Raw genomic sequence first — 11,939 nt, 5'->3', positions numbered from 1 at the left:
CGAGCAGCGCAATGACGTACAAGGAACACACGATGGAAATCCAGATCATGGCGCGCGAAGCAAGCGAACACGGCCAGCGGAACGGCCCGGCATGGACGCCCGTCTGCCGCGTCGAAGACATTCCGCCACTGGGCAGCCGCGTGCTGCAACGCGATGAAAGCCTGGGCGGCAACATCGCCCTCTTTCGCACCGCGAGCGACAAGGTCTTCGCGCTGCGCGACCGCTGCCCGCACAAAGGCGGCGCGCTGTCCGAAGGCATCGTGCACGGCGAAACGGTGACGTGCCCGCTGCACGCATGGAACATCGACCTTGCGAGCGGCGAAGCACGCGCGCCGGACGAAGGCTGCGCGGGACGCTTTCCGGTGAAGGTGGACGCAGACGGGCTCGTGCATGTCGATCTCGGCCGCGCCTGAGCGCGTACACGTCATGAAGACCGTCACCCGTTCCACCTGCTGCTACTGCGGCGTCGGCTGCGGCGTGCTCATCGAGTCGGAAGGCGGCCGCATCACGGGCGTGCAAGGCGACCCCGAGCATCCCGCCAATTTCGGCAAGCTCTGCACGAAGGGGCTCTCGCTCGCGCTCACGGCGCAAAGCGAAACGGGCCGCGCGCTCGTGCCCGAAATGCGCGAGCATCGCTCCGAAGCGCGCCGTCAGGTCAGTTGGGACGTGGCGCTCGACACCGTGGCCGAGCGCTTCGCGCACGTGGTGGAACGGCATGGCCCGGACGCCGTGGCGTTCTACGTCTCGGGCCAGTTGCTCACCGAGGACTACTACGTCTTCAACAAGCTCGCGAAGGGGTTGATCGGCACCAACAACATCGATACGAACTCGCGGCTTTGCATGTCGAGCGCCGTGAGCGCCTACAAGATGGCGCTGGGTGCGGACGGTCCGCCCACCTGCTACGAAGACCTCGAAGCGGCGCGCACGGTGCTCTTCGCGGGCAGCAACATGGCGTGGGCGCACCCCGTGCTGTTTCGGCGGCTCGAAGCGGCGAAGGCCGCGAACCCGGCGATCCGCTGGATCGTCGTCGACCCGCGCCGCACCGACACGGCGGCGTCGGCCGACCTGCATCTCGCCATCCAGCCCGGCACCGACGTCGCGCTCTTCAACGGCATGCTGCATCACCTCATCTGGGAAGGGTTGATCGACCGCGCGTACATCGAGCGCCATACCGAAGGCTTCGCCGCGTTGAAGGCGATGGTGCGCGAGTACACGCCGCGCGTGGCCGCGGGCCTGTGCGGCATCCGCGAAGAAGACCTCATGCAGGCCGCCGAATGGTTCGGCGCGAGCGAGGCCGCGCTCTCGCTCTATTGCATGGGCCTCAACCAGTCGAGCCACGGCACCGACAAGAACCTCGCCCTCATCAACCTGCATCTGGCCACGGCGCAGATCGGCCGGCCCGGCGCCGGTCCGTTCTCGCTGACGGGCCAGCCCAACGCGATGGGCGGCCGCGAAGTGGGCGGCATGGCGACCATGCTCGCGGCGCATCGCGAGATCGGCAACGCGGCGCATCGCGAGGAAGTGGCGCGGCTGTGGGGCGTGCCCTCCGTGCCCGCCACGCCGGGGCTGCCCGCCGTCGAGCTGTTCGAGGCCGTGCGCAGCGGCAAGATCAAGGCCGTGTGGATCGTCTGCACGAACCCCGTGCATTCCATGCCCGACATCGCGAAGGTGCGCGAAGCGCTCGCCAAGGCGGAGTTCGTCGTCGTGCAGGACGCATTCACGCAGACCGACACGGTGCCCTTCGCCGACGTGCTGCTGCCCGCGGCCACGTGGGGCGAGAAGTCGGGCACGGTGACGAATTCGGAGCGGCGCATCTCGCGCGTGCGGGCCGCCGTGCCCGCGGCGGGCGAAGCGAAGCCCGACTGGTGGATCGCCGATCAGGTGGCGCAACGCATGGAGCAACGCCTCGCGAACAGACGTGAAGCACGGGGCGCGAACGCCTCGCCGCTCTTCGGTTTCGCCTCGCCCGAAGCGGCGTTCGACGAGCATCGCCGGCTCACGGTGGGGCGCGATCTCGACATCGGCGGATTGAGCTACGCGGTGCTCGAAGACGAGGGGCCGCAGCAATGGCCGTTTCCGGCGGGCCGCACGCAAGGCGCCGCGCGCCGCTACACCGACGGCGTGTTCGCCACCGCCGACGGCCGCGCGCGTTTTCATGCGCCGCGCTACCAGCCCGTGGCCGAGCCCACGGACGCGCGCTTCCCGTTCCGGCTCATCACGGGCCGGTTGCGCGACCAATGGCACGGCATGAGCCGTACGGGCCGCGTCGCCAGACTGCTCGCGCACGCGCCCGAGGCCGCCGTCAACCTCTCGCCCGCCGACGCCGCGCGGCGCGGCTTCGCGGAAGGCGATCTCGTGCGCGTGAAGAGTCGTCGCGGCAGCCTCGTGCTGCCCGTGCAGCTCTCGGAAGACGTGACGTCCGGCACCGTCTTCGTGCCGATGCACTGGAACGGCCAGTTCATTTCGAGCGGCGGCATCAACGAGGCCACCATCGGCGCCACCGATCCGCATTCGCGCCAGCCCGAACTCAAGCACGCCGCGGTGCGCATCGAAGCCGCGCCGCTGCCCTGGCGGCTCGTGGCCGCGCGGCGCGGCAACGTGCTCGCGTTGCAGGCGGCGCTTCAGCCGCTGCTCGCCGCGTGCGCGTACGCGTCCATCCGCATCGAGGCCGACGACGTGATCGTGCTGCGCGCCGCGCACACGGCGGCGCCCGCTTTTGCCTCGCCTTCCGGGGAGAGCGCTGAAACGCCCGCGACGTGGCTCGACCGTCTGCATGCCGCGCTCGATCTGCCCGCGGGCGAAGACGTGCTCGAATACCGCGATGCGCGGCGCGGCCTCGACAAGCGCGTGCTGTGGCGCGACAACGTGATCGACGGTTTCGTGCTGGCGGGCGACGCAACGGGCGGCGACGCGCTGCTGGCGCGGCTCGTGGATGCCCAACCGTGGACCGGCCCGCGCTTTGCCGTCTTCAGCGCGCAGCGCGAAAACGCCGCGCCGCGCGACCCGATGGTGTGCACCTGCATGCAGGTGCCGCGCTCGCGCATCGAAGCGGCCATCGGGCGCGGCGCCACGGTGGTCGAGTTGAAGGCAACGCTGGGCTGCGGCACGGTGTGCGGGTCGTGCGTGCCGGAATTGAAGCGGCTGTGCGAAAAGCCCGCGGCAACGGCCGTGCCTTCCAGCGACACACAGCACGCAGCCGCATGGCAAACGCCGCCACGCGCCGGGCTGCGCTAAACTCGCCTCCACCATGCTGCGTGTACTGCTCGTTACCGACACCGAAAAGCCCATCGGCGATCTGCGCGACGCGCTCGCGCGGCTCGGCTACGAGATGCTGCCCGCCACCGCGACCCCGCAGGCGCTGCACCACGTGGTCGCCACGGAACGGCCGGACGTCATCATCATCGACACCGAATCGCCTTCGCGCGACACGCTCGAACAGCTCGCCGTCATGAACGCCACGGCACCGCGGCCCGTGCTGATGTTCAGCAACGACGGGAACCAGCAGTTGATTCGCGACGCCGTGGGCGCGGGCGTGACGGCCTATCTCGTGGAAGGACTCGCGAGCGAGCGCATCGCGCCCATTCTCGAAGTCGCGCTCGCGCGCTTCGCCCAGGAGGCGCAGTTGCGCGAGCGCCTCGCGCAGGCCGAAACCGAACTGGCGGAGCGCAAGTTGATCGACCGCGCCAAACGTCTCTTGATGGATCGCCGCAAGATGACCGAGCACGCCGCCTACGCCACGCTCAGAAAGCGCGCGATGGACCAGGGCGTGAAGATGGCCGAGGCGGCGCGCCAGATCGTCGATGCAGACGGCCTGCCGACATGACGGAACCGCAATGAACGAACCCTCCTCCCTCGCCGCGAACGCGAAGCCACGCGCGGCGGGCGCGCCCGAAAAGACGCATCTGCGGCTGGGCTACGTCGCGCTCACCGACGCGGCGCCGCTCGTGGCCGCGAAGATGCTCGAATTCGGCCACGCCTATGGCCTCACGCTCGAACTGTGCCGGCAGCCTTCGTGGGCCGCCGTGCGCGACAAGCTGCTGTGCGGCGAACTCGATGCAGCGCATGCGCTCTACGGCCTCGCCTATGGTGTGCAACTGGGCATCGGCGGCCCGCAGGCCGACATGGCGGTGCTGATGGTGCTCAACCGCAACGGCCAGGCCATCACGCTGTCGAACCGCCTGGCCGACGCCCTCGACGAGCACCGCACGCTGCACGATGCGCTCGCCACGCTGGGCCGCAAGCCCGTCTTCGCACAGACGTTTCCTACCGGCACGCATGCGATGTGGCTGTACTACTGGCTCGCGTCGGAGCGTGTGCATCCGTTGCGCGATATCGAAAGCGTGGTGATTCCGCCGCCGCAGATGGGCGATGCGCTCACGGCGGGGCAACTCGACGGCTTCTGCGCCGGCGAGCCGTGGAACGCGGCGGCGCAGGCGCGTCATGCGGGACGTACCGTACTTTTCACGAGCGAAATCTGGCCCGACCATCCGGAGAAAGTGCTCGCGGCAACGCGTGAATTCGTGACGCGCCATCCGCGTACGGCACGCGCGCTCGTGCAGACCATGCTCGATGCGTGCCGCTGGCTCGACGACCCAGGGCATCGCGACGACACGGCTCAATGGCTCGCACAGCCGGAGTTCATCGGCGTGCCGCACGAACTGATTGCGCCGCGCCTTGCGGCCGTGCTGCCCGACGACGTGCGCGAAGGCGTCTACGGCAAGCGCCTGCCCGTGCGCTTCTTCGACGGCGGCAACGTGAACTATCCGCGTCCGTCGGACGGTGCGTGGTTTCTTACGCAATACCGGCGCTGGGGGCTGATCGATACGGTGGACTATCTGGCGGTGGCGGCTGCGATCAACCAGACCGCGCTTTATCGCGAAGCAGCGGCGGCCATGCAGATCGCCGTGCCCTCGCACGACGCGTCACCGGTACTGGTGGACGGCCGGCTCTGGGACGACAGCGATCTGGAGGCGTACGCGCAGGGGTTCGATATTCACGTTTGAGCGCGCAATTTCGGACGTATAGCCGGACGTATAGCGTGTGAGGCACACGGCATCGCAGCCGTGCGCCTCCGCTACAGACTCAATGTGCCGCGATTCAATGTGCCGCGATTCAATGTGCGGAGATATAAGCCTTCACTGCAGGCAAACCGTCTTTGCCGTCGAACGTCTTCACGCCCGCCAGCCACTGGTCGAGTACTTTCGGATTCGCCTTCAGCCACTCGAGCGCGGCCTTGTTCGCGTCTTCCTTGTTCATGATGGGCATCATCACGCGGTTCTCGATCGTCGTGGTGAACTGCAGGTTCGACACGAGCTTCGCCGCGTTCGGGCAGCGCGCCGCGTAGTCGGGCGGCGTGGCCGTGAAGACCTTCGCTTCGCCGTAGTTCGGGCCGAATACGTCGTCGCCGCCCGCAAGGTAATCGATCTTCATCTGCACGTTCATGGGGTGCGGCTCCCAGCCGAGGAACACGATCCATTGCTTGTCGCGAATGGCGCGGTTCACTTCCACGAGCATGCCCGCCTCGCTCGATTCCACGAGCTTGAACTTGCCGAGCCCGAACTGGTTGCCGTCGATCATCTTCTTGATGAGCGCGTTGCCGTCGTTGCCGGGCTCGATGCCGTAGATCTTGCCGTTGAGCTTGTCCGCGAATTTCTGGATGTCCGCGAACGACTTCAGCCCGCCGTTATAGACGTAGTCCGGCACGGCCAGCGTGTATTTCGCGCCCGTGAGGTTCGGCGTGGCGAGCACCTTGATCGTGCCGGCCTTCACGAACGGCGTGATGATGGGGTCCATGGTGGGCGACCAGTAGCCGAGAAACACGTCGATCTGCTTGCTCTTGATGCCCGCAAACGTGATGGGCACCGACGCGATGGTCTTCGTCGGGTGGTAGCCGAGCCCCTCGAACACCGTCGACGCGAGGCCCGTGGTGGCCGCGATGTCGGTCCAGCCCACGTCCGCAAAGCGCACGTTTCGGCAGGCGGCGGGCTCGGCCGCGTGAACCATCGTGACGGCTGCGGCGAGTGCCCCGGCGGCAGCAAACAGCTTGAGTTTCATTGTGATTCTCCTCGGGTGATCGATTGGTCTGTCGTGAAATCGGTTATTGGGCTGGTATTGATGTCTCAGCTTGCCAGCCGCCGTTCGGCGCTCGGCGCGTGGCCGAATTGCGCGCGATAGGCCTTGCTGAAGTGGCACGGCGAGTGAAAGCCGCACACGGTGGTCACGCGCGCAATGGTGGCGTCGGTGGTGCGCAGCAGGTCGCGCGCGCGTTTGAGGCGCAACGACAGGTAGTAATGCGTGGGCGACACGTTCAGATACACCTTGAACATGCGCTGCAAATGCCGCGTGGAAAGCTGCACGAGCCGCGCGAGTTCTTCGAGCGAAAGCGGCTCTTCGATGTTGGCTTCCATGAGCCGCACCACTTCGACCAGCTCCGCGCGCGAGAAGCCCACGCGTGCGTCGACGGGAATGGGCTGCGGGTCGCTCGCGCTGCGAATGCGCTCCAGGATGAACTGCTCCGAGACCTGCGCGGCAAGCCGCTGCCCGAGGCGCGCTTCCACGAGGTTCAGCATGAGGTCGAGCGGCGCGGTGCCGCCCGTGCAGGTGAGCCGGTCGCGATCGATCACGAAGAGTTCGTCGGCGAAATGCACGCGCGGAAATTCCTTGTGCAGCGCCGAGAGGTCTTCCCAATGCACCGTGCAGCGGTAATCGTCGAGCAGGCCCGCGGCCATCAGTGCATAGGCACCGGTGCAGAAACCGCCGAGCGGCACGTCGCTTTCGGCTACTTCACGCAGCAGCGTGGTCACGTTCGTGTTCACCGCGTTGCGGATCTGCGTGCCGCCGCAAACGATCAGCACGTCCGGCATGCCCGTCTCTTCGATGGTGCGCGTGGGCCGCACGCTGATGCCGTTGCTCGATCGCACCGGCACGCCGTCGGGCGTAATCACGGACCAGCGGTAGTGCTGCTCGCGGCTCACATAGTTCGCCATGCGAAGCACTTCCACCGCGCTCGTGAACGCGATCATGGAAAAGCTGGGCAGCGTGAGAAAACCGAAATGCGCAGCGCGCGACAACGGCGCGGTACGGGTGGCCAGCTCCATCACTGCGGTCGTCACGTCGCTCTCCTCGGGCACGTACAGGCACGGGTTGGGCCACGCGCCGCACGGAAGGGTGCGGCGCGCTTGTCTGCTGGAACGATCTTCTATTGCGAAATGGCTGGGGTGGGCGGGCCAGGCGGGCCGGGTGCCGCCTGCCGGCGTTCAGCTCTGCGCGGCCATCGGCGGCTCGCGGCGCACACGCATCACGTTACGCAGGCCGGCGAAGCGCGGCGCGGGTGCGGAGCCCGGCGTGCGGCCGAAGCTTTCCGTGATGCGGTCGAGAATGATGGCGAGCAGCACCACCGAGAGCCCGCTCTCGAAGCCGAGCCCGATGTCGAGACGCTGAATGCTCGCGAGCACGTCGTTGCCGAGGCCGCCCGCGCCCACCATCGAAGCGATGATCACCATGGAAAGCGCCATCATGATGGTCTGGTTGACGCCCTGCATGATGGAGGGCAGCGCGCTCGGGAATTGCACCTTGTAGAGCAGTTGCCACGGCGTGCAGCCGAACGCCTGGCCCGCTTCCACGATCTCGCGGTTCACGTGGCGAATGCCGAGGCTCGTGAGGCGCACCGCAGGCGGCATCGCGAAAATGACCGTGGAGAGAATGCCCGGCACGCGGCCCAGACCGAACAGCATTGCGGCCGGAATGAGGTAGACGAAGGCCGGCATGGTCTGCATCAGATCGAGCACGGGGCGCACCACGAGGGCGACGTGCCGGTTCTTCGCGGTCCAGATGCCGAGCGGAACGCCGAACACGAGACTGATGAGCGTGGACGACAGCGTGAGGCCCAGCGTCACGACCGTCTGATCCCAGAAGCCCGTGGCATAGATCAGCAACAGCGACAGCGTGACGAAGATGGCGAAGCGCCAGCCCACGCGCCACAGGCCGATGCCGATGAAGAAGGCCATCATCGCCCACATCGGCACGGCCTGCAGGCCGTGTTCGATCAGCGCGGCGAAGCTCTCGATGCCCTTGCCGATAGCGTCGAACGTGCTGGCGTCGTGGTCGAGCAGATAGTGGACGGAGTCGTCCACCCAGCGGCCAAGCGGAATGATCTCAGACATGGGAACCTCGACTGCGCGTGAGCACCTTCAACACAACGGACTGATTGACGGAGCCGCAATAGCAGCCCTCGTCGTCGACCACGGGGAGCGCCGTGGCGCTCGCGCACACGCGCGAGACGACCTGTTCGAGCGACGCGCCGCGCGAAATGGGTTCGAGCTGACGCAGCGCGGGGGTCGCGGCACCCAGCGCGTCGCGCGTGACGAAACCGCGAATCTTGCGCGACTCGTCGAGCACGAACGCGTAGTCCGCGCTGCCGTTGAGCGACTCGGCCACGCTCGACGCATCGAGATTGCGCACGAGCGGCACCGCGTTGGTCTGCATGAGATCGCCCGCGGTGAGATAGCGGCTTGTGTCCACGCCTTCGAAGAACGCGCGTACGTAGTCGTCGGCGGGCTGGCTGATGATTTCCTGCGGCGTGCCGATCTGCACCACGCGGCCGCCTTCCATGATGGCGATGCGGTTGCCGATGCGCAGCGCCTCTTCGAGATCGTGCGAAACGAACAGGATGGTGCGCCGCTGCTCCTTTTGCAGTTGCAGCAGCACGTTCTGCATTTCCTTGCGCTTGAGCGGATCGAGCGCGGAGAACGCTTCGTCCATGATCATCAGCGACGGATTCACGGCGAGCGCGCGGGCGAGGCCCACGCGCTGCTGCATGCCGCCCGACAGCTCCGAAGGCAGCTTCTGCGCGAAAGCGGCAAGGCCCACCTGCTCGAGCACCTCGAGCGCGCGCTTTTCGCGTTCCTTGCGCGACACGCCGGCCACTTCCAGACCGAACGACGCGTTGGCAAGCACGGTGCGCTGCGGCATGAGCGCGAACGACTGGAACACCATGCTCATGTCGGTGCGGCGCAGCGCGATGAGCTCCGAGCGGCGCACGGCGGCCACGTCGCGGCCGTCGATCAGCACCTTGCCCGCGGTCGGCTCCACGAGCCGGTTGATGAGACGGATCAGCGTGGACTTGCCGGAACCCGACAGGCCCATCAGCACGAAAATCTCGCCTTCCGGCACCTCGAACGAGACGTCCTGCACGCCGACCACCTGACCGGTCTTCGCGAAGATCTCGTCCTTCGTGGCACCGCCCGAGAGCATGTCGAGCGCGAGTTTCGGATTGTTGCCGAAGACCTTGTACAGCCCTTCGACCACGACTTTTGGGGAATTCATCGAATTCATCTCCTCGTCGGGCAGGCGTCGGCCCGCTCACAGTGTGCATACATGGTTGCCAGAAAAAACCCCTGTGGGCCGACGATTTACGACAAACGCTTGCGCAAATGCGACACATGCGTAAAGCGAATAGCCGTGCGGCCCGGCGCAAAGGCTTGCCAGGCAAGGCTCCGGCGGCTCTGCGCCGAACGCGGCGCGCGGCCGCCGCGCGAGCGGCGCGATGGCGGCCAATGTCGGAAATTGTCGGATCGGCGTCCGATTGGGGACACCGGCGGGCAGGCTGGATAGAGGGATGGGGGCAGGGTTGTCCCTGGTCTGTCAGATCCACCTGGCCTGCGCGGCATCGCGGTTGCCCCACCGCCCCCTGCCCCGCACACGAAAACTACCACTCAATGCCCGGCGGTCCATGAAACCCCGCGACATAGTTTTCGCATGGTTTTTAACGCAGCCGATGGCTACATTGCCGCTCATGGGACGCGAACGGTGCCGCGCGCTATGCAGCAAACGGCCCGTTACGCCAGTCCATGAGCCGGCACGCTACGACACGACACGTGCCGCCCGCATCGATTTATCGTAGTCCGTCAGGTCGACATCATGCTCTCTACCCAGTCATTCACGCTTCTCGGTCTTGCCGTTTCCGGGGTCGTGGTCAGCGCCTCGCTCGTCGAGGCATGCGTGCTCAGCGCGCGGAAACGGCACACCGATACGCCGTTCGACTGGCACGAATTCGCGCTCTCGCTCGCGGACCTGGTGGGCCGCAAGCTGCTCGCGCTGTTGCCTGTGCCGCTCACCACGGCGGTCTTCAACGTCGTATGGCATTACCGCATTCATACGCTGGCGCTCGACAGCGCCCTCGCGGTGCTGCTGCTCTTCCTCCTCCAGGAGTTCTGCTACTACTGGTACCACCGCGCGTCGCATCGCATCCGCTTCCTTTGGGCCACGCACGCGGTGCACCATTCGCCGAACCAGCTCACGCTTTCCACCGCGTTCCGGCTTGGCTGGACCGGCCGGCTCACGGGCGCCGCGCTGTTCTTCACGCCGCTCGTGTGGCTTGGCGTGCGGCCCGAAGTCGTGTTGGCAACGCTCACGCTCAACCTGCTCTATCAGTTCTGGCTGCACACCACGTGGATACCAAAGCTCGGCTGGCTGGAGTACGTGTTCAACACGCCGTCCGCGCATCGCGTGCATCACGCGTCGAACCTGGCGTATCTGGATGCCAACTACGGTGGCGTGCTGATCGTGTTCGACCGCCTGTTCGGCACCTATGTGGAAGAACGCGCGGAGGAGCCGTGCCGCTACGGGCTGGTTACGCCCACGCGCTCGCACAACCCGTTCGTCGTGGAACTCGAACATTGGGCGAGCCTCGCACGCGACATCGCGTCGGCAAAGGAAGGGGGTACGGCGATGAACTATCTGCTGCGCCCGCCCGGCTGGAGACCAGGCGGTGCGAGCGAAACGACGGAAGATCTGCGCCGGCGTGCCGGCATGAAAGCGGGCATGAAAACAACTGCGGCGGCCGGCGCGGATTGAGCGGCGCGTGCGTCTACACGGGGTCGCGAGAGCGCGTGGCCGCAACCACCACGCGCTGAGAAGCCCCGCGATCAGAAGTTGTAGTTGTCGATGTTGGCCGCGTCGAACGTGGTGGGCGGCCCGAGAATGACCTCGCCGCTCTTGCCGATGGTCCGCTTGCCGAGCTTGCCCGCTTCGAACGATTCGCCCTCCTTACCAGTGATCGTGCCCGAAGCCAGGTTCGCCGCGGCATAGGCGGCGAGGTAGCCGAGTTGACCCGGATCCCACAACTGGAAGGCCTTCACGGTGCCGTTCTTCACGAACGCGCGCATCTGGTTCGGGGTGCCGAGGCCCGTTACCGCCACCTTGCCCTTGCTCGACGACGACGAGATGTAGCGCGCCGCCGCGGCAATGCCCACCGACGTGGGCGCGACGATGGCCTTGAGGTTCGGGTACGCCTGAAGCAGCCCCTGGGTCTCCACGAACGACTTCTGGTCGTCGTCGTTGCCGTAGGCGATCTTCACGAGCTTCATCTTCGCGTACTCGGGCTTCTTCAGTTCCTCCTGCATCCACTTGATCCACGTGTTCTGGTTCGTCGCGTTCGGCGTGGCCGAGAGGATCGCGAACTCGCCCTCCCCGCCCATCAATTTCGCGACGAGTTGAATCTGCCCGCGCCCGATGCTCTCCGCGTTCGCCTGGTTCACGAACACCGTGCGGCCTTCGGGCGCCGTATCCGAATCGAACGTGACCACCTTGATGCCCTGAGACATGGCGCGTTTCAGATACGGGACGAGCGCGTTCGCGTCGTTGGCTGCAATCACGATGGCGTCCTGATGCTGCGTGGTGAGCGTGTTGATGTACTGCACCTGCGACGACGCGCCCGCGTCCGACGGACCCACCACCTTGCCGTCGCCCTTGAACTCCTTGATGGCGGCCATGCCGCCGTCGTCGGCAATGACCTCATACGGGTTGTTGATCTGCTTCGGCACGAACGCGATCTTGAGCCCTTCCTTGATGCCGGCAGCGCTGGCCAGCGCGCTGGTTCCGAGAAGCGCCGCGCAAAGCAACGCGGCACCGGCCTGACGTAACGATCTCGACATGAAGCG

9 protein-coding genes and 1 pseudogene are annotated in these 11,939 nt (G+C 66.5%); 5 read left to right on the top strand and 5 right to left on the bottom strand.

Features of this window, described 5'->3' with window-relative positions; all coding sequences use genetic code 11:
- Positions 1-47: 47 nt before the first annotated feature.
- Genes nirD through U0042_RS07675 form a run of 4 tightly spaced genes read left to right on the top strand, consistent with a single transcriptional unit; the run spans position 48 to position 5,003 of the window.
- Positions 48-413 carry a nitrite reductase small subunit NirD gene (nirD, locus tag U0042_RS07690; protein WP_114810688.1) on the top strand — a complete coding sequence of 122 codons (366 nt, stop codon included), beginning with the start codon at positions 48-50 and terminating at the stop codon, positions 411-413.
- A 13-nt stretch (positions 414-426) separates the two neighbouring features.
- On the top strand, positions 427-3,234 hold the full coding sequence (locus U0042_RS07685; RefSeq protein WP_114810687.1) for a molybdopterin-dependent oxidoreductase: 2,808 nt from the start codon (positions 427-429) through the stop codon (positions 3,232-3,234).
- Positions 3,235-3,247: 13 nt separating this feature from the next.
- Complete coding sequence (locus U0042_RS07680) at positions 3,248-3,823, top strand: ANTAR domain-containing response regulator (RefSeq protein ID WP_114810438.1); 576 nt, start codon at positions 3,248-3,250, stop codon at positions 3,821-3,823.
- 10 nt (positions 3,824-3,833) lie between these two features.
- Positions 3,834-5,003 carry a CmpA/NrtA family ABC transporter substrate-binding protein gene (locus tag U0042_RS07675; protein WP_114810437.1) on the top strand — a complete coding sequence of 390 codons (1,170 nt, stop codon included), beginning with the start codon at positions 3,834-3,836 and terminating at the stop codon, positions 5,001-5,003.
- 109 nt (positions 5,004-5,112) lie between these two features.
- Here the strand turns inward: U0042_RS07675 and U0042_RS07670 are convergent, their stop codons facing one another.
- The 4 genes and pseudogenes from U0042_RS07670 to U0042_RS07655 all read right to left on the bottom strand — a co-directional run.
- On the bottom strand, positions 5,113-6,054 hold the full coding sequence (locus tag U0042_RS07670; RefSeq protein WP_114810436.1) for a choline ABC transporter substrate-binding protein: 942 nt from the start codon (positions 6,052-6,054) through the stop codon (positions 5,113-5,115).
- Between the two features lie 65 nt (positions 6,055-6,119).
- Positions 6,120-7,097: a GlxA family transcriptional regulator gene (locus U0042_RS07665; RefSeq protein WP_114810435.1), complete on the bottom strand. Its 978-nt coding sequence runs from the start codon at positions 7,095-7,097 to the stop codon at positions 6,120-6,122.
- Between the two features lie 159 nt (positions 7,098-7,256).
- Positions 7,257-8,162, bottom strand: a complete 906-nt coding sequence (gene choW / locus U0042_RS07660) for a choline ABC transporter permease subunit (RefSeq protein ID WP_114810434.1) — start codon at positions 8,160-8,162, stop codon at positions 7,257-7,259.
- Positions 8,155-9,550 (bottom strand): annotated as a pseudogene (locus U0042_RS07655) (quaternary amine ABC transporter ATP-binding protein); the annotation flags it as partial. The gene choW and the pseudogene U0042_RS07655, both read right to left, overlap by 8 nt.
- 368 nt (positions 9,551-9,918) lie before the next feature.
- Here U0042_RS07655 and U0042_RS07650 point away from each other — a divergent pair.
- Positions 9,919-10,854, top strand: a complete 936-nt coding sequence (locus U0042_RS07650; RefSeq protein ID WP_114810433.1) for a sterol desaturase family protein — start codon at positions 9,919-9,921, stop codon at positions 10,852-10,854.
- Positions 10,855-10,925: 71 nt separating this feature from the next.
- Here U0042_RS07650 and rhaS read toward each other — a convergent pair whose 3' ends face one another.
- Positions 10,926-11,933, bottom strand: a complete 1,008-nt coding sequence (gene rhaS / locus U0042_RS07645; RefSeq protein WP_114810432.1) for a rhamnose ABC transporter substrate-binding protein — start codon at positions 11,931-11,933, stop codon at positions 10,926-10,928.
- Between the last annotated feature and the right edge of the window lie 6 nt (positions 11,934-11,939).

The organism is Paraburkholderia kururiensis (assembly GCF_034424375.1).
In the GTDB taxonomy this organism is placed as follows: domain Bacteria; phylum Pseudomonadota; class Gammaproteobacteria; order Burkholderiales; family Burkholderiaceae; genus Paraburkholderia; species Paraburkholderia kururiensis_A.
This window is presented reverse-complemented; position numbering and strand designations above follow the sequence as displayed.